Source organism: Tunturiibacter empetritectus, assembly GCF_014201375.1.
Taxonomy (GTDB): domain Bacteria; phylum Acidobacteriota; class Terriglobia; order Terriglobales; family Acidobacteriaceae; genus Edaphobacter; species Edaphobacter lichenicola_D.
On the sequence record NZ_JACHDZ010000005.1, the window covers coordinates 254,927 to 273,291 of the forward strand.

Genomic DNA, 18,365 nt, shown 5'->3' on the forward strand with positions numbered 1-18,365 from the left:
CCTCCACCGTAAGCGATACTAAAGAGTCCGCATTACACGGAATATCGCACGACAGAAGGGTACCGCCAAGAATGTCTACACCCCCAGCCGCTAAGCCAGCATCCGCTGCGCAAGACGCGGCCAGCATCAAGCCTGCCACTGGAAAACTAGGCGTCATGATTCCCGGCATGGGAGCCGTCGCCACCACCCTCATCGCCGGCGTGGAAGCCATTCGCCGCGGCTTCGCTAAACCCATCGGCTCCACCTCGCAGATGGCTACCATCCGCCTCGGCAAACGCACCGACAATCGCAGCCCCCTCATCAAGAACTTCGTTCCCATCGCCGACCTCAACGACATCGTCTTCACCGGCTGGGACATCTTCGGCGGCAACCTCTACGACGCCGCCAAGACCGCACAGGTCCTCGACCGCGACCAGCTCGAACAGATGCGTCCCTTCCTCGAATCAATCGAGCCGATGCCTGCCGTCTTCGACCAGCACTATGTCAAGCGCCTCACCGGCCAGAAGATCAAGACCGGCAAAAACAAGTGCGACCTCGCCAACCAGATCCGCAACGACATCGCCGAGTTCAAAACCAGGACCGATCGCCAGGTCATGATCTGGTGCGGCTCCACCGAGATATACCTCGAGCAGACCGCCGTACACCAGACCCTCGAAGCCTTCGAGAAGGGCCTCGTCGATAACGACCCCGGCATCTCGCCCTCCATGCTCTACGCCTGGGCCGCGCTCAAGGAAGGCATCCCCTTCGCCAACGGCGCTCCAAACCTTACCGTCGACATCCCCGCACTGCAGGAGCTTTCCAAGAAGATGAACGCTCCCATCTGCGGCAAGGACTTCAAGACCGGCCAGACCTTCATCAAGACCGTTCTTGCTCCCGCCTTCAAGGTCCGCAACCTCGGCGTCGCCGGCTGGTACTCCACCAACATCCTCGGCAACCGCGACGGCGAAGTTCTCGATGACCCCGACTCCTTCAAGACCAAAGAAGTCTCGAAGCTCGGTGTCCTCGAGCACATCTTCCAGCCCGAGTTGCACCCCGATCTCTACAAGGACCTCTACCACAAGGTCCGCATCAACTACTACCCACCCCGCGGCGACAACAAAGAGGGCTGGGACAACATCGACATCTTCGGCTGGCTCGGCTATCCCATGCAGCTCAAGGTAGACTTCCTCTGCCGCGACTCCATCCTCGCCGCCCCACTCGCGCTCGACCTGATCCTCTTCATGGACCTCGCCGCTCGCACCCCATCCCTGCGTGGCCTCGGCATTCAGGAGTGGCTCAGCTTCTACTTCAAGGATCCCGACTCCGCACCCGGCGTCTACCCAGAGCACGATCTCTTCATCCAGCACATCAAGTTGAAGAACACCCTCCGTCACATCATGGGCGAAGACCTCATCACCCACCTCGGCCTCGACTACTACGGCGACTAGCCAAAGTCGATCACAAATCCTGGAACACCAAAAAAGCAGCCGAGACGGAGCAGATCGTCACGGCTGTTTTTTCGCTATCGTAAGCTCTACTGTCGCGAGTCTTTACCCTCGCATTTGCTTCTGGCGGTTTTTTCTTCCCAACGAGGAAATCAATCGTCATTTCGACCGAAGCAGCGCACAGTTTCATCGTGCGTTGCGCAGAGGAGAAACCCCCTCATTTGTCTTTGCGTTTGCCTTTGCCGTTATATTTGCTTGTCTGCATCAAATCTCCGCAACACCTCTACTCCGCCACCTCCATCATCTTGGCCCAAAGCACCTTCGTCCCCGCATCCGTCTTAGCGGAGACCGGCAAAATCTCCTCCACCTCATGCGCTTTTTTCAAAGCCGCAACTGACTTCGCCAACTGATTATTCGAGAGCTTATCTGCCTTCGTCCCCACCACCAGATACGGCCGCTGCGTCTGCTTGAAATATGTAATCAACTGAGTATCATTCTCCTGCGGCGGAATATTCGTATCCACCAGGCAGATGCATAGCGCCAGCGTCTCCCGCTCCGCAAGATAAGGCTCAATAAAACTCGGCCACTCCGCCGAGATCGACTTCGAGATCTTCGCATACCCATACCCCGGCAGGTCCGCGAAGATCAACGTCGGCCTCACCTTCATCTTCTCGCCCGCACCCTCATGCAGCGCAAAAAAATTGATCGCCCGCGTCCGTCCCGGCGTCGACGACACCTTCGCCTCCCGCGAACCAAGCAGGGAGTTGATCAACGAGGACTTGCCCACATTCGATCGCCCCAGAAACGCAACCTCAGGCGCGCCGAAGGTCTTCGCCTCAGAAGGGAAGTGCGCGACGTCAGTCGCAGACAATAAAAAAACAGGATTCAGTCGCATCTCTCAAGTCTACCGTCATGCCGTCGTGTGCCCGGCAAATCGTCACCGCATAAAAAAGCACCTGCCCCGAACAGGGAACAGGTGCTCGATCCATCATAGAATCCCGACTTTATTCCGTAGGAGCGGCATCCGCGGCAGCGGCCCTCGATCGAGCCGTGACCGTCACCGGAGCCGTCAGGTGAAAGGTCACCGTGGACTCAGACGGAATCACGACGTCCTTATTCCCCGTGAAGGCCGCGCCAGCCGTTCCAGCGCCAGCTCCCAGGAGTCCACCCAGCAGAGCGCCCTTGCCGCCGCCGGCCAGTCCTCCAATCAGTGCGCCGCCGCCAGCGCCGCCGCCAATAAAGCCAGCCGACCGCTTACCCTTCCCGGCCTGGTCCTTCTCATACGAGTTCGTGCTCACAGAGGTACCCGAGATCTGGGTCACCGCGATGCCCAGCGCACCTGATCCCTTGAATCGGCCGCGTCCCTTTGCCGCCACGACCGTGCCGACAACACGCGCCCCGCGTGGGAAGACCGTTCCCCCCCCCGCGGTCCTTACCGGAGCCGCCAGCACGCCGGTAAATCCATCGCCAACGCTGTTCTTGCTAGCGCTAAGCTGCTCGGTCACCGTCACCGTTACCGCAGTGCCTGCCGGAGCGGTCAACCTCACCGGAGCAGGTGGCGGCGGAGGTGGCAGTGGAGCCGCTGCTGCCACCGGAGTTGGCGGCGGTGGCGGAGGCACCGCAGGAACCGAAGTCGCAGGCGAGACCGCAGGCGTAGCCGGCGCCGCACTCGACGAAGTCGGAGTGGCAGGCGTCCCATCAGGATTCAGGGCTTGTGTGGGAGCAGGAGTAGCAGCAGGAGCCGGAGCAGGCGCTGAACTTTTGCATCCGCCCAGCAGTAAGGTGGTTGAAAGAGCTATGCTTGCTGCAAGATACATCGGTTTCACGCGCATGGTCGTCTCCAATAGCGAAAGATCTGATGGAAGCAGGCTACTCGAATAGATTAGCTTTCTTTCGCGAAAGTTGTCCGAAATTCCTCGAGCGAGAAAGAGTAGAACCGGCTTTTTTCTCAACACAAGTAGCCAAGACTTACGGTAGACATCGAGCCGCCAGGCCAATCATATTCGCACCCTCAAGAAACGCTCCGCATCCCGAAGACTGCAAATAGTTGCATATGCCGGGAGTTTGTTCTGGTCAATCTGTTAACGCATGACCTACAAATGACCCAAAAGTGTCACGAGTTATTTAGCACCAGAATGGCCAACCTCGGGTATGCTCCATCATGAGATGTTGAAAGATTTTCAGTCGTCCTGTAACTGTCCTCCCCCTCAGGGGCCCTCCGACCCGTAGAGGCTCCGTTATCGAAGGAAGTTCCAGATGTTATAGATCTTTTTGGTATTGACCTGGCAGTTTGCACTAATGCATTAATTCTGACAGTCCGATATTTTCCCCCAAGCCTGTCTCACTCTTGATTCTCACGCTTTTGATTTCATGTTGTCTCTGGTCAGCACAACCATTACCTTGAACAGCAAACCGCACCACCACCTTTCGGAGGGAACACCCATGATTGGCAACTCTTTCGCCCGGCTGACGGGCTCAAAGCGAAATCTGCTCGCGCTGATGGCATCGAGCGCGGTCTTCACCGCCGGCTGTTCGAATATGGCGACGACGGCGCCTTCCATCGTAAGCAACGCCAGCTCTCCAGCCGCACTCGGTGGAAAGATCCACGGTGGAAATCAGCCAGTCGTGGGCGCTACGGTCAAGCTGTATTACGCAGGCCAGAGATCGGGCTTTCCTTTCACCCTTGGCGCCACAACCACCACCGACGCCGCAGGGTCCTTCGCCTTCACCAAAGATCCAATCCCAGGCAATCCCGTGGATAATGGTTCCACCAGCACCTTCTCCTGCCCAACCAGCGTCGGAATCTCACCGCTGGTCTACGTCATCTCCACGGGCGGAAACACTCAGAACAACGGCGACACGACTCAAAGCAACGCTGCCGCAGAGTTCATCTCCGTCTTCGGTACCTGCAACTCGCTTAACGGATCCACCAACATCGACATGACCGAAGTGACGACCGTGGCCACAATGGCGGCCTATCAAGGATTCTTCGATCCAACCACGGAGAGCATCTCCGCTGACGGGACGACGCAGCAGACCGCAATCATCACGGCCATCCCCAATACGATCGCTCTTCTCGCCAATCTAGCTACAGGCGCCTCCGTCACCTCAACCACGTTGAGCGCATCCAGCACAGGGAACATCAATCCAGCGGTCACGATCACAGCTACTCCCGAGCCCGGCAAAGTCAACCTGCTCGCAAACATTCTCTCGGCCTGCATCAATACCGCAACGGCCTCTTCGACAGCCTGCACGTCGCTCTTTGCGGCTGCAACTCCACCGAACTCCGCCTATACGTCTAACTTCCAGCACGGGACTCTCCCCGCTCCAACCGATACTCTCCTGGCGATCTACTACCTCCTCACGAATCCTACGAGTACAAGTGGCGGCACCTCGAATATCGGTACTCTCTTCGGCCTCGCGGGCGGAGTCAGCGGTCCCTATCAACCCGCTCTCGCTACCCAGCCTACGGACTGGACCATTGCGGTCAGCTTCACCAGCACCAGTACCTGCGGCTCGACCTCGGGCGGCAGCGGTGGCTTCATCAGCTCGCCCATCGACATCAATATCGACGCGGCGGACAACGTATGGATCGCCAACTCCCAGGCAGGTTCGGGCAACCTCTCCGAGATCTCGAGCGGTGGCGTACCCACCACTTGCGTCCTTCTCGGCAGCGGCGGCTCGCAGGGCGGCGCTACGGTCGACTCGGCAGGTAATATCTGGTTCGGCTCCGGCACCAGTCTCTACCGATACAACAATGGCACCACCCTTGCCTTCCCAACCACGGTATCTCCCATCGGAGTTACGGCGGATGGAGTTGGAAATGTGTACTTCACCGCGGTCGCCGGATCCGTCGGCTCACTCTATCGGATCGCAGGCGCTGCCAGCGCCGGGGCGGCAGTCGCTCCAGTTCAGATCTCCAGCAACGTTGGCACCAACCCGGTTCGCCTCATGCCGGACTTCCAGGGAAAGGCTCTTCAGGGCAACATCTTCGTCTCCACCGGAACAACTTCGGTGGCCGAGGTCTCGCCCAGTGTTGCAACTGGTAACCTGAACGGATTTGTGACCACCCCCATCAATACCTCCGGCAACTCCTATGGTCTCGCCCTCGGACCTCAGAACAACCTCTTCGTCTCGGCGATCGACAGTGGCGTCATCACCGGGCTGAGCGCAACCAGCGGCTACACCGCGCCTATCAACGGGGGATACCCCTACGTGACGCCGGCAACCATTGGTGTCGCCACACCAACCGCAATCGCAGTCGATGGCCGTCTCAACGTATGGATTCCTAACAATGCCAACGGTACAGGCACCGGTAGCGTCAGCGAACTCGGAAGCGCAAACACGGCGACCGGGCTCTCACCCTCCACCGGCTTCCAGAAATCCTCGTCCTTCCTGACCTCCGGACGCGCCTCAGTGGTCGACCAGGCCGGCAACGTCTGGGTTGCAGGAGACGGAGCAAACTTCATCACCGAGATCGTCGGTGGAGGCGTTCCCATCTTCCAGCCCTACGCGCTCGGTTTGAAGAACGGCCGCTTCCAGGCCATCCCCTAACCCAATGCGGAACAAACCATCAGAAGACCCCGGATGCACTCGTCCGGGGTCTTCTGCATGGATAACCCACGGTAAATATGACTTAGATTGCAACCAACCCAGCTACAATATCCTCCTCGCAGAGTACGTTGACCAGCCTTCATGGGTAAGCAGAGCCTCCCTCACCCTCTCCGCACCAGAATCGTTCCCATCAGGATCGCACTCGCCCTCCTGCTCTGCGTCCTCTCCCCCTCGAGCCTTCCCGCCCAAACCACATCCGTCTCCGCGCTAACGGTCCCGCTCGTCCTCCCCTCCGCTATCGTCTTCGATTCAGCCGGCAACCTCTACTTCGCCGAAACTGGAAACCACGTCATCCGCAAGGTCGACACCAGCGGCAACCTCACGACCATCGCCGGCACCGGCACGCAGGGCTTCTCCGGCGACACAGGCCCCGCCATCTCCGCCACCCTTGACTCTCCGCAGGGCCTGGCTCTCGACCCGGCAAACAACCTCTACCTGGCCGACACCCACAACCACCGCATCCGCAGACTCAATCTCACCACCGGCCTCATCACCACCATCGCCGGCAGCACCCCTGGCTACTCCGGCGACGGCGCCCCCGCCCTCTCCGCCCAACTCAACCTCCCCACCGCGCTCGCCATCGACGCCTCCGGCAACCTCTACCTCGCCGACACCGCGAATCACCGCATCCGCCGCATCGATGCCACCACCGGCCTCATCACCACCATCGCCGGCACTGGCACTCAAGGCTACACCGGCGACGGCGCTCTTGCCCTCTCCGCCGCCATCGACTCGCCCACGGGCATCGCCATCGACGCCTCCAACAACCTCTACCTCGCCGACACCCACAACCACCGCATCCGCAAGATCACCTCCAGCACCGGCCTCATCACCACCATCGCCGGCACGGGCCTGCCCGGCTTCTCCGGCGACACCGCCCCGGCCTCCGCCGCAACCCTCGCACTCCCTCACGGCCTCACCGTCGACGCCGTCGGCAACCTCTACCTCTCCGACACCGCGAACCACCGCATCCGCCGCATCGACGCCACCACCGGCCTCATCACCACCGTCGTCGGCGACGGCACCCAGGCCTTCGCCGGCGACAACGGCCCTCCAACAGCCGCCTCCCTCGACAGCCCAACTGCAACATCCCTCTCTCCAGCCAGCAGCCTCACCCTCTCCGACACCGGCAATCAGCGCATCCGTCAGGTCGAGACCCAGCCCGCAGGCGGCACCATCACCACCATCGCGGGCCTAGGTTCAACCACACCCACAGCACTCACCCTCACCGCACCCTCCGCCATCGCCTACGGCACCGGACAGCTCACAGCCAACCTCGCCTCCAGCCAAGCAACAAACCCAGCCACAGGCAGCATCACTTTTCTAGCAACCACCACCGCTGCCACAAAGACCCTGGGCATCGCGCCGCTCCTCTCCAACACCGCAACCTTCTCAACTACCACCTTGCCCGCGGGCGCCTACAGCCTCACCGCAATCTACTCCGGCGATCAGACTCATCCCTCCACCCAGAGTCCCCCCCTGGCCCTCACCATCACCCCACAGCAACTCACCGCCACCATCGCTCCCATCTTCGTCCTCTACGGTCAGCCAATTCCGAACCTCCCCGGCACTCTAACCGGCGTCCTCCCTCAGGATGCCGCAAGCCTCACCGCCACCTTCACCACCACTGCCACAACAGGCTCGCCCGCTGGAACCTATCCCATCACGCCCCGGCTCACCGGCCCGGCAGCAGGGAACTACAGGGTCGCCGCACCCTCCACCTCCCTCACCATTACCCCGGCCGGTACCGTCATCACGCTCAGCAACCTCGTAGCTACCGGAACCACGGGGACCACCGGATCAACCCTCACCCTCACCGTCCACGTCGCCAGCACCACCACCGGCACGCCAACCGGCTCGGTCACCCTGCTCGATGGCAACAGCCCACTCTTCACCACTCCACTCTCCTCCTCGGGCGACGCAGTCTTCCTCACCAGCCTCCTCGCCCAGGGCTCTCACACCTTCACCGCCGTCTATGACGGCAGCATCAACTTCACTCCCAGCGTCTCCGCTCCGCGCCTGATCACCGTCGGGACCGGACCTCCCGTCACACCGGACTTCGCTCTCGCCGCCACCGGCAGCACCACGCAGACCATCCTCTCCGGCTCCAGTGCCAGCTTCACCTTCGCCGTTCAGACGCAGAACAATCTCTCCAGCCCCATTACCCTCGCCGCCAGCGGCCTGCCAAATCTCGCCACCGCCTCCTTCAACCCCGCCACCCTGCCACCCGGCGCGACACCCAACTCCTTCACCATGACGATCGCAACACCAACGACCGTCGCAGCGAGCAGCCCCTCAACCCACGGCCTCTACCAATCCTTCCTCGCAGGACTCTTTCTCCTCTGTCCCCTCGCAGGCGCGGCTCTACGCAGACGCAAGCACACGACAGCAACCAGACTCCTTCTCCTGGCCATCGCCAGCGTCACCCTCACCCTAGCCACCGGCTGCGGAGCCCGCATCAACGCCGACCCTCAGCTAACCTCACCCGCAAAGAGCTACACCATCACGGTCACCGGCACCGCCACCTCCCCAACCGGAAGCCCCCTGCAACACTCCGCCACCGTAACTCTCACGCTCAATCCCGCCAGCTAGATCCCGCCCGATTCCGACCAACGGGAGGACAAGCGAACCCACCCAGCCCGGAAAAGGTATACAAGTCACGAAGTGACCGCGCCACGCGTAGTGGGCCCGTCCGGCAGGACATAAAAGCTACCCAGGCCCCAGCAGCCGCAGAATAAAAAACACCACCACCCCAGCAAAGAACACCAGCGCCATCCGCAACCCCGGCTCCCGATTCACCTCCGGCACCAGATCCGTCGCCGCGACATAGATCGTCACCCCAGCCGACAGCGGCAGCCCCACCCGCACCCAGCTAGGCTCGAGGTTAATCACGAGCACCCCCAGCACCGTCATTGCCCCCAGAAACAAAGCCGAGTTCAATGCCGCAGCCGCCCCCCGGCCACCCGCCAGCATCACGCTCGCCATCGTAAAGCCTTCAGGAATCTTGTGCAGAAACACCGCGAAGAACAAAATCCATCCCAGCCAATGCGACAGCACAAACCCCGACCCAATCGCCACCCCGTCAAAAAAAGTATGCATCGCCAACCCCAGCAGAACCGAGTAGCTGGTCTTCGCCGAAAGAAACTCGTGGTGGTGCGTCTCCTCCCCAAAGTGAAAGTGAGGCACCAGCGAATGCTCCAGCAGATGTACCCCGCAGTACCCAGCCAGAATCAGCAGCGGAGCAAACCGAGCATTCACCCGCAGCCCCTCCGGAATCATCTCCAGCACCGCCGCCGCCAGCATAAAACCCGCACCCAGCGCGACGAAGTAGCGCAGAGCCCGCGCCGAAGGCGACTGCCGCACCAGCAAAAATCCACCCAGAAAATCAGCCAGTCCCGCCACCAGCCCCAGCGTCAGGCTCAACCACAGCGCCGACACCGCTAGCTCCTCCGGCCGATCTTCAGCGCATCGCCATCTATCCCAAATAAAGTCGCCGCATCCAATCGCAGCCGACCAACCACGCAGATCTTCATGTTCTTACGATTCTACCGTCTCCTATTGCGACTCACGAGACAGCACAAACACCACACCCAACCCGCAGAAAAAGACGAACCCCTCCAGCCGCTCCGACAAAACATGCAGCCGCTCAAAGTCCACTCGCCCCGCATTCCCCACCGGAGCCGTCTCCACGGCCCCACCCGCCAGCGCCCGGTCCACCTCCATCGCCGGCAGTATCTTGAACTGCGAATAAAACGTCCCCGCCATCATCAGCCCGGCAAGAATCATCTCAATCGCAAACTCCGTCCTCGCCGCCACCCCGGCCCGCAGCCACAACAGCCCGGTCGCAACATAAAAGACCGCGCCCCCCACCAACCCGATCCAGTGCAGCACCCGCAGCGTTCCGCCCACCACCATTCCCGCTTCGTGCGCGCTCGGCAGACTATGAAAGGCCACCGGCGCCACCACAAAGGCAAAAAATCCAAGCCCGCCAACCCACGCCACCATCGCAAACAACCGCAGAGCCCGCAACAAAATCTGCATCCTAGATTTGGTCCCCTCGAATCACTAGATGTGGTCCCTTCCAATCAACCGTTGAATCCGTTCCTTCATCGGAGGATGCGTCGAAAAAAGACTCCCAATTCCCCCGCTCCCCAGCAGAGGCGCAACAATAAACAGATGTGCGTTCGAAGGTGAAGCCTGCATCGGAATCCTCTTCGAATAATCCTCCAGCTTCTGCAGCGCCCGCGCCAGCGCATACGGATTGCCCGTCGCCGCCGCCCCCGTAGCATCGGCCTCAAACTCCCGCGTCCGCGAGATCCAGAGCTGAATCAGCGAAGCCGCAATCGGAGCAACGATAATCATCAGCAGACCCTGCAGGCCGCCGCCGCGTCTGTCGCCTCCACGACCGCCGCCGCCGCCAAACAGCGAAGCGTAGTAGCCCATCCGCGCCACCATCGTAATCGCCCCCGCCAGCGTTGCAGCAATCGAGCTCGTCAGAATATCCCGATTCCGCACATGCCCCAGCTCATGCGCCAGCACACCCTCCAACTCCTCATCATCCAGCAGCTGCAGAATCCCATGCGTCACCGCCACCGAAGCATGCTGCGGATTCCTCCCCGTAGCAAAAGCATTCGGAGACTCCGTCGGCAGCACATAGATCTTCGGCATCGGCAGGCCCTGCTTCGCCGTCAGCCTCTCCACCGCCGCATACGCCCGCGGCAGTTGCTCCCGCGTCACCGGCTGCGCGTTGTACATCCGCAACGCTATCCGGTCCGAGAAGAAGTACGTCCCAAAGTTGAACGCAACCGATAGGACGAACGCGAGCACCATGCCGTTTCGCCCACCAAAGCGATCCCCAATGAAGAGCAAAAACAGCGTCAGCAAAACCAACAACAACGTCGACTTGAACGTATTCATCGTCAGCACCTCAAACTACAGGCCCCGCCACATTAGACGTCTCTACACTCCGTTCATCTGCCTGCCCCCCGCGAGCCAGCGCCCGTCGCAGCACCACCTCAAGCGCAGCCTTCTGCTCAACATACTCGCTCTCGGTTAACTTCCCTTGCAATCTATCGGTCTCCAGCGAGAATAACTCTTCCTTCATCGCAGCAAGCAGGGAACCAGGCGCCGCCGCCAGCGAACCCGCCCCACCCACACCAGCCGTCGCACTCACCGCCGCAGCAGGCCCATTCTTCAACATCACCCCCGCACCCACCGCCAGCACCAGCCCAAGCCCACCCAGAATCCACCCCTTGTACTTAGCCCAAGGATCGTTCGTCCCCTCAGGATCAAGCGGAGTGCCCAGCCCTCCACCCGGTCGCGTATCGCTCGCCGCCGCACTCGTCGCACCACCCGCACCAGTCTGTCCCGAAGCACCCTCTGCCGCTCCACCCTCACCCGCCGCTGCAGCAGCCCCCGTATCCCGCGGCATCTGCCCCGTCCCCGAGATCGTAAAGTCCAGCGTCTGCGAAGGAGCCACACCCCGCGCCACATAAGTCTGCGCCGTAGTCTCCTCAGTCACCGCCGTATAAGGTGCAGAAGGCCCCGGCTTGAACGTCATGCTCTTCGGCATCATCACCGCGATCGTGTCCGTCGGCATCATCACCCGCGGCGAAAACTTCAGGCTCCCGCCATACGGCAGCTTGTACGTAATCTGAAACCGCGTCTCCCCCGGCCGAATCGGAAAGATAAACGCATAGTGATTCGGCTCGCCCAGCGGCACCGGCGACGCCTGCACCGGCATCCCACCCGGCGCGAGCGCAGCCGACCCCTCCACCACCGCACCCTCCGGCAGATAAAACTCAAACGGCCTGTCGCTAAACTGCGTCAATGGAGGACTCGACTCATTCTTCACAAAGAAATTCTCCACCACATGCAGCGACTTCCCGCTCTCATCGGTCTGCAGCCGCATCACATCGGCCTCGCTGCTCACACCCTTCACCTTCGCCGCAGCGTTATACACATCCACCTCAACCGACTGCGTTCCCGGAGGCGCCGGCCGAAAGTAGTTCGCCTTATCATGCGTCACCCGCACCAGATGAATAGCCTGGCTCTCGTTCGCTGGCACATCCAACGTAAAGCGGCCCTTCGCGTCCGTCTTGGTCCGCGTCGCCTCCTGCATGCCCTGCTGCAGACGAATCAACACCACGTCATCGCCAGCCGCAGGCTTGTTGGTCGTCTTATTTGTAACCGTGCCGGTAATTGAATCAGCAAAAGCCAAACTGGAAGACGCCGCCACCATCGCAGCAGCCACAACAAAACGTCGAAGGAAAAGAGGAAAAAATCTCACCCTACAAGTTTACGTCAAACCAGCCCCGCCTTGATGCTGCGCTCTTTTCCCGTCCCCACCAAACCTCGCTGCTGCCGGTGTTCTTACCTGCCATACAAAAGCGTCGACAGGTGCTGTCGTTCTTTCCCACGACCCAAAAGCGACTTCGGGTGCCGCCGTTTTCCGCCGCATCCAAAAACATCGTCATCTCGACCGAAGCGGCGCAGTCTCATCGCGCTGCGAAGTGGAGAGATCCCCGCATTTGCTTTTGCCTTGTCGTTGTTCGTTCTTCTTCTTACCTTGCCGCATCCACCCTAAGCCCGACTCCGCCGCCCAAAATCCCCACGAGCCTCCAGCCCGTCCATCTCCGCAATCACCCGCGCCGCCTCATCTTCAAGCCCCGCCCGCTGCTCCGCGTAGTCCTGCTCCGGATACTTCCCAGCCAGATACTCAAAATTCAGATCCCGCAGATTCTCATAGATCACATCCTTCCGCTCCCGCAGATAATCCACCCGCGTCTTATCCGCTTGAACAAAAGGATTCCTCTCCGGCCAGAAGATGAACCCAAACAGCGCCAGCGTCAGCACCACACCCGCAATCATGCCCATCTCAGTACTCCGTCTCCCGCCGAATCCGTTCGCGCACAGCATCGCCACCCGTCGCAAGCCCAGCCGCACTCACAGCTCGACGTTGCGCCGATCGCGCCGACCACATCTTCACCAGAAATCCCGTCCCAATCGTCGCCAGCAGAAACACCGCCATCGGCGCGATCCACGCCACATTATCGAATCCCCCACGAATCGGCGCCGCCAGCACCGTCGCCCCATACTTCGTCTCGAACCAGTTGAAGATCGAAGTATCCGTTCCCCCCGCATCGATCCCAGAGTGCAACTCGCTAATCATCACTGGAGAAACAGGGCACCCGACATGGTTGCACTCCAGCAACACCTGCCCGCATCCGCAGGTGCAGATCATCTCATGACCCATCTTCTCGAAGCGCGAACCAGGCGTAGCCCCCAGCATCACCACCGCCAGCAAACAAACCATCCCCGCACCAGCAAAGCGTCGAAAGCGACCAACGGGAGCCGCAACCGAAGGGGTAGACAAACCACGAAGTGGTCGCACTCCGCGCAGGAGGCCCGTCCGGCAGGACAGTCTTGCAGCAAACTCAAACATGATGAACCTCAGCCTCAACCACCGGCGCCTCCACAGCAACCCGCGCAGCAGTCCGAGCAAGGTTAGGCACCAGCGCCAGGAACGTCCCCCCCACCACAATCAAAACCCCAATCCAGATCCAGTTCATCAGCGGATTCAGAAACACCTTGATAATCGGCCGATCCGTATCAGGATTCTTCCCCTCATAGATCACATACAGATCGCTCGCGAGCGTAGAGTGCAGCGCCACCATCGTCGACGAAGTCTGACTCGCAATGTAAAACCGCTTCTCCGGAGCAAGCTGCGTAATCTTCTTCCCCCCGCGGAAGACATCCATCAACGCATACTCCGTGTCGTAGTTCCGGTTGCTGTCCTGCGTATAGCTCTTGCACACTAGCCGGTACGGCCCCAGCTTCAACGTATCGCCAAAGCCCATCTCCTGCTCATGCGACTGGTTGAACGCCCCGCCAGCAATCCCGATAAACATCACCACGATGCCGAAGTGCACAATATAGCCGCCATAGCGCCGCGTATTCCGCCGCACCAGCAGCACAGTAGAAGCCACCAGGTTCTTACCCGTCTGCGTCGCCACCACATTCGCCCCACGCAGAAACTCCGCCCCAATCGCCGTAATCACACCAGCCGCCAGCGTAAATGTCACCAGCGAAAACAGCGTAGCCTGCCAATCATCCCCAGCCTGCCACGGCCTCACGCCCACACCCAGCAACACCACCAGCGCCACACCCATCGCGATAGAAGGCAGAATAAAATTTCTGCGAATCGACCGCAGCGAAGTCGAACGCCACGCCAGCAGCGGCCCAATCCCCGTCAGAAACAGCAGAAACAATCCAATCGGCAGATTCACGCGGTTATAAAACGGAGCACCCATCGTGACCTTCGTGCCCTGCACATACTCGCTCAATACAGGAAACAACGTCCCCCAAAGCACCGTAAAGCAAGCCGCCAGCAGAATCAGATTGTTGAACAGAAAACTAGACTCGCGGCTCACCAGCGACTCCAGCCTGTTCTCCGACTTCAAATGATCCCGCTGCTTGAAGAACGTAAACAAGCACACCGCAAACACAATCAGGATGAACCCATAGAACCAGTCCCCAATCGAGCTCTGCGCAAACGCATGCACCGAACTTACAATCCCCGACCGCGTCAGCAGCGTCCCCAAAATCGTCAGCATAAACGTCGAGAAGATCAGCCACACATTCCAGCTCTTCATCATCCCGCGCTTCTCCTGCATCATCACCGAGTGCAGAAACGCCGTCCCCGTCAGCCACGGCATCAGGCTCGCGTTCTCCACCGGATCCCAGCCCCAGTACCCACCCCACCCCAGCACGCTATAAGCCCAGTGCGCTCCAAGAAAGATCCCGCACGTCAAAAACAGCCACGTCACCATCGTCCAGCGCCGCGTGATATGAATCCACTTCTCCCCCGGATACCGCATCATCAGCGCACCCAGCGCAAACGCAAACGGCACCGAGAACCCCACATATCCCAGGTACAGCATCGGAGGATGAATCACCATCTCCGGATACTGCAGCAGCGGATTCAACCCAAACCCATCCGTCGCCACCGGGCCCGGCTGAATCGCAAACGGCGGAGCCGCAAAGTTCAGCAGCAGCAAAAAGAACACCTGAATCCCCGCCAGAATCGTCGAAGCAAACGCCGACAGCCGCACATCCACCTTGTGCCGCATCCGCAACACAAACCCGTAAGCCGACAGCAGCCACGCCCACAGCAGTAGCGAGCCCTCCTGCCCCGACCACAGCGCAGAGAACTTGTAAGCCGTATTCAAATCACGATTCGTATGGTGCAGAATGTACGAGACCGAATAGTCGTTAGTAAACGAAGCCCACACCAGCGCAAATGCCGCACAACTCAGAGCAACAAAACTCGAGATCCCCGCCCGTCGCGCCGTCTCACCCAGCCGCCCCGCGCCGCCATCGACGCCCGCCGCCATCCCGCGCGTACGCCACAGCGCAACCCCACCCATTACCAGCGTATAGGCGCTCAATGCCAGAGCCAGCAGCAACGTAAAACTACCAAACTCCGGCATAGGATGCAGTCGCATGAATTCCTCTGCCTTATTCTCTCAAGCGCAGAGCGTATCAGCAATCAACCAATGGATGGACGCATCGTTTACCGGACAACTTTACCGTCGCAAGCGTCGTTACGAGAAACAGGCAGAGTCGTTACTGCGGCAACACGCCGGAGTCGCGTCTTCCATCCCGAACCAGGCCATGAACCGTCGCCAGCAGATGATCCGGCAGCAGCGGTTTCATCCGAAACGTCACGTTCAGCCCCTCGTACTCCTCTTCCGCCTCCTGCAGCCCGCTGATCACCAGCACCGGCACCACAGGATTCGTCTTGCGCAATGCCCGAACAAAATCCGCACCCGTCATCCCCGGCATCAGGTGGTCTGTAATCACCAACCCGATCTCCGCGGGAAACTCGCCCCCCTGAATCTGTTCCAGCGCCCGCGATGGATTCAGAGCCGCAATCACAAAGTACCCCGCCCGCTTCAAAATCGTCTGTCGGGTTGCAGCCTGTACGGCATTATCATCGATAAGAAGAAGGGTGGCCGGCATTCGAGAGATGGTCTGTTCCAAGGGAGAGTTCACCAATAAATCCAATTCAGAACCTCTTTCAAGAAATCTGTGTTGTGGTGTAACCAAAGGTGATCCGACCAATTCCACAATCTCTGGGATGCACCCTCTCCATCAAACGTTGGTACAAGATGCCCGTCTTTTGGAAAAAAATAGCTAACCATACGACATTTTGTCCTTGCGTCTGGCCATAATCTCCCAAAACCAGACTCCAACACCTACAAAATTTGGAAGACAGTATCAAAACAATTTACAGTTGGCCCCAGTACCATCCAACTTCCCGCACCGAAACTGCGCCGAATAGCAGAAGAACAGCGACAGAACGGAAGCAGAACAACAAGGGTTACCGTGAATCTCTCCATCATCGACTGGCTCATTATGCTGGTCTACTTCGTCTTCGTTCTGGGCATCGGCTTCGCCCTCAAGCGCTACATGCGCACCTCAAATGACTTCTTCCTCGCCGGCCGCTCCATTCCCGCCTGGGTTTGCGGACTCGCCTTCATCTCCGCCAACCTCGGCGCCCAGGAGGTCATCGGCATGGGTGCCTCCGGCGCCAAGTACGGCATCATCACCAGCCACTTCTACTGGATCGGCGCCATCCCCGCGATGGTCTTCGTCGGCATCTTCATGATGCCCTTCTACTACGGCTCCAAAGCCCGCTCGGTGCCGGAATACCTCCGCATGCGCTTCGACGAGAAGACCCGCGCCGTCAACGCCTTCTCCTTCGCCATCATGACCGTGCTCTCCTCCGGCATCTCCATGTACGCCATGGCGCTTTTGATCCAGACCCTCGGCCTCTTCCACGGCATCATCCCCGACGCCTACATCTTTCACCTCTCAGTCTTCCTATCGGCAATTATTGTGCTGGGCTATATCTTTCTCGGCGGACTCACCAGCGCCATCTACAACGAGGTCCTCCAGTTCTTCCTCATCGTCGCCGGCTTTGCCCCTTTGGTCTGGATCGGCCTCCGCAACGTAGGCGGCTGGCAGGGAATCAAGCACACCCTCCCCGCCACCATGACCCACTCCTGGCGCGGCATGGCTCACGCGTCCACCAACACCCTCGGCGTCGAGTGGGTCGGTCTCGCCATGGGCCTTGGTTTCGTTCTCTCCTTCGGCTACTGGTGCACCGACTTCCTCGTCATCCAGCGCGCCATGGCCGCCGACTCCGAGGTCTCCGCCCGCCGCGTCCCCTTGATCGCCGCCATCCCCAAGATGTTCTTCCCCTTCCTGGTCATCCTCCCGGGGCTCATCGCCGTCACCGTCACCAGCCACATGGCCGGAGCAGGCCAGACCACACCCGTCGTCACCCAGTCCCTCACCGTCACCCACCACGGCGTCCAAGGCACCGAGCCCGCCCTCTACACCCCACCCCTCGACGACCAGCACCCCCACGGCATCATCCCCGAAAAGACCGACCCCGTCAGTGGCCAGCCCGTCCTCGACAACCACGGCAACCCCGTCTACAACTACGACCTAGCCATCCCCGTCATGCTCCTGCATTTCTTCCCAACCGGAATCCTCGGCCTCGGCCTGACCGCCCTCCTTGCCAGCTTCATGTCCGGCATGGCCGGCAACGTCACCGCCTTCAACACCGTCTGGACCTACGACATCTATCAGGCCTACATCAACAAAAAGGGAACCGACGCCCACTACCTCTGGATGGGCCGCATGGCCACCATCGGAGGCGTCGCCCTCTCCATCGGCGCTGCCTACCTCGTCACCAACTTCAACAACATCATGGACGCGCTCCAGCTCGTCTTCTCCATCGTCAACGCCCCCCTCTTCGCCACCTTCCTCCTAGGCATGTTCTGGAAGCGCACCACCGGCCACGGCGCCTTCACAGGACTGCTCGCCGGCACCGGCACAGCTCTGGTCCACCACGGCCTCACCCTGCCCGCCGACGCATCGCCCGGCATCCACGGCGGCTGGATCGCCATCCTCCACCACTACCCCAGCGACATGGCGCAGAACTTCTGGACCGCCATCTTCGCCTTCACCATCAACCTGCTCGTCACCATCGCCGTTTCGCTCGCCACCAAGCCCCGCCCTGAGGTCGAACTCGTAGGCCTCGTCTACTCCCTAACCCCCAAACCCATCGACACCCACCTGAGCTGGTATCAGAAGCCCGCCACCCTCGGCATCGTCGTCCTCGCCATGCTCATCGTCCTAAACCTAGTCTTCGCCTAACCCGCTATCTGCTGCTGTCTGTTCTTCCGCTGCTGTTGCTTGTTCTTTTGCTCTGCTGTTGCTTGTTCTTTTGTTGTCATCCCGTAGGGATCTGCT

The 18,365-nt window shown here is 60.2% G+C and carries 14 protein-coding genes; 4 read left to right on the forward strand and 10 right to left on the reverse strand.

Annotation, left to right across the window (positions count from 1 at the left end; all coding sequences use genetic code 11):
• The first annotated feature begins 71 nt into the window (after positions 1-71).
• Complete coding sequence (locus HDF10_RS15735) at positions 72-1,427, forward strand: inositol-3-phosphate synthase (protein ID WP_183814985.1); 1,356 nt, start codon at positions 72-74, stop codon at positions 1,425-1,427.
• A 280-nt stretch (positions 1,428-1,707) separates the two neighbouring features.
• On the opposite strand, the gene yihA is transcribed toward HDF10_RS15735, so the two are convergent.
• Both yihA and HDF10_RS15745 read right to left on the reverse strand, forming a co-directional pair.
• On the reverse strand, positions 1,708-2,319 hold the full coding sequence (yihA, locus tag HDF10_RS15740) for a ribosome biogenesis GTP-binding protein YihA/YsxC (protein ID WP_183814987.1): 612 nt from the start codon (positions 2,317-2,319) through the stop codon (positions 1,708-1,710).
• Positions 2,320-2,428: 109 nt separating this feature from the next.
• Positions 2,429-3,256: a hypothetical protein gene (locus HDF10_RS15745; protein ID WP_260177925.1), complete on the reverse strand. Its 828-nt coding sequence runs from the start codon at positions 3,254-3,256 to the stop codon at positions 2,429-2,431.
• 610 nt (positions 3,257-3,866) lie between these two features.
• Here HDF10_RS15745 and HDF10_RS15750 point away from each other — a divergent pair.
• Together HDF10_RS15750 and HDF10_RS15755 are read left to right on the forward strand one after the other, a co-directional pair.
• Positions 3,867-5,978, forward strand: coding sequence for a hypothetical protein (locus HDF10_RS15750; protein ID WP_183814988.1), 2,112 nt, complete (start codon positions 3,867-3,869; stop codon positions 5,976-5,978).
• 141 nt (positions 5,979-6,119) lie between these two features.
• Positions 6,120-8,630 (forward strand): NHL domain-containing protein, encoded by a 2,511-nt coding sequence (locus tag HDF10_RS15755; RefSeq protein WP_183814990.1) that lies wholly within the window; start codon positions 6,120-6,122, stop codon positions 8,628-8,630.
• 117 nt (positions 8,631-8,747) lie between these two features.
• Here HDF10_RS15755 and HDF10_RS15760 read toward each other — a convergent pair whose 3' ends face one another.
• The 8 genes from HDF10_RS15760 to HDF10_RS15795 form a co-directional block, all read right to left on the reverse strand.
• Positions 8,748-9,476: a ZIP family metal transporter gene (locus HDF10_RS15760; RefSeq protein WP_183814998.1), complete on the reverse strand. Its 729-nt coding sequence runs from the start codon at positions 9,474-9,476 to the stop codon at positions 8,748-8,750.
• Positions 9,477-9,593: 117 nt separating this feature from the next.
• The gene (locus HDF10_RS15765; protein ID WP_183815000.1) at positions 9,594-10,079 is read right to left on the reverse strand and encodes a DUF4149 domain-containing protein; all 486 of its coding nucleotides are present in this window, start codon (positions 10,077-10,079) and stop codon (positions 9,594-9,596) included.
• A gap of 24 nt (positions 10,080-10,103) precedes the next feature.
• Entirely contained in the window at positions 10,104-10,955 is an 852-nt protein-coding gene (locus HDF10_RS15770) for a zinc metalloprotease HtpX (protein ID WP_183760561.1), read from the reverse strand.
• 10 nt (positions 10,956-10,965) lie between these two features.
• Entirely contained in the window at positions 10,966-12,258 is a 1,293-nt protein-coding gene (locus HDF10_RS15775; RefSeq protein WP_260177926.1) for a carboxypeptidase-like regulatory domain-containing protein, read from the reverse strand.
• A gap of 362 nt (positions 12,259-12,620) precedes the next feature.
• A complete protein-coding gene (locus tag HDF10_RS15780) occupies positions 12,621-12,914 on the reverse strand; it encodes a hypothetical protein (protein WP_183815004.1) in 294 nt (97 codons plus the stop codon).
• A gap of 1 nt (position 12,915) precedes the next feature.
• Positions 12,916-13,482, reverse strand: coding sequence for a cytochrome c-type biogenesis protein CcmH (locus HDF10_RS15785; RefSeq protein ID WP_260177927.1), 567 nt, complete (start codon positions 13,480-13,482; stop codon positions 12,916-12,918).
• Positions 13,475-15,544, reverse strand: a complete 2,070-nt coding sequence (locus tag HDF10_RS15790) for a heme lyase CcmF/NrfE family subunit (RefSeq protein WP_260177928.1) — start codon at positions 15,542-15,544, stop codon at positions 13,475-13,477. The genes HDF10_RS15785 and HDF10_RS15790 overlap by 8 nt, the downstream gene beginning before the upstream one ends.
• 121 nt (positions 15,545-15,665) lie before the next feature.
• Positions 15,666-16,094 (reverse strand): response regulator, encoded by a 429-nt coding sequence (locus tag HDF10_RS15795; RefSeq protein ID WP_311732783.1) that lies wholly within the window; start codon positions 16,092-16,094, stop codon positions 15,666-15,668.
• 333 nt (positions 16,095-16,427) lie between these two features.
• Here HDF10_RS15795 and HDF10_RS15800 point away from each other — a divergent pair, with 333 nt between their 5' ends.
• Positions 16,428-18,269, forward strand: coding sequence for a sodium:solute symporter family protein (locus HDF10_RS15800; RefSeq protein WP_183815006.1), 1,842 nt, complete (start codon positions 16,428-16,430; stop codon positions 18,267-18,269).
• Positions 18,270-18,365 lie beyond the last annotated feature (96 nt).

Coding starts and splice junctions, on each gene's coding strand:
- HDF10_RS15735 (WP_183814985.1), top strand. CDS start 72: ATGTCTACACCCCCAGCCGCTAAGCCAGCATCCGCTGCGCAAGACGCG.
- yihA (WP_183814987.1), bottom strand. CDS start 2,319: ATGCGACTGAATCCTGTTTTTTTATTGTCTGCGACTGACGTCGCGCAC.
- HDF10_RS15745 (WP_260177925.1), bottom strand. CDS start 3,256: ATGCGCGTGAAACCGATGTATCTTGCAGCAAGCATAGCTCTTTCAACC.
- HDF10_RS15750 (WP_183814988.1), top strand. CDS start 3,867: ATGATTGGCAACTCTTTCGCCCGGCTGACGGGCTCAAAGCGAAATCTG.
- HDF10_RS15755 (WP_183814990.1), top strand. CDS start 6,120: ATGGGTAAGCAGAGCCTCCCTCACCCTCTCCGCACCAGAATCGTTCCC.
- HDF10_RS15765 (WP_183815000.1), bottom strand. CDS start 10,079: ATGCAGATTTTGTTGCGGGCTCTGCGGTTGTTTGCGATGGTGGCGTGG.
- HDF10_RS15770 (WP_183760561.1), bottom strand. CDS start 10,955: ATGAATACGTTCAAGTCGACGTTGTTGTTGGTTTTGCTGACGCTGTTT.
- HDF10_RS15780 (WP_183815004.1), bottom strand. CDS start 12,914: ATGGGCATGATTGCGGGTGTGGTGCTGACGCTGGCGCTGTTTGGGTTC.
- HDF10_RS15785 (WP_260177927.1), bottom strand. CDS start 13,482: ATGTTTGAGTTTGCTGCAAGACTGTCCTGCCGGACGGGCCTCCTGCGC.
- HDF10_RS15790 (WP_260177928.1), bottom strand. CDS start 15,544: ATGCGACTGCATCCTATGCCGGAGTTTGGTAGTTTTACGTTGCTGCTG.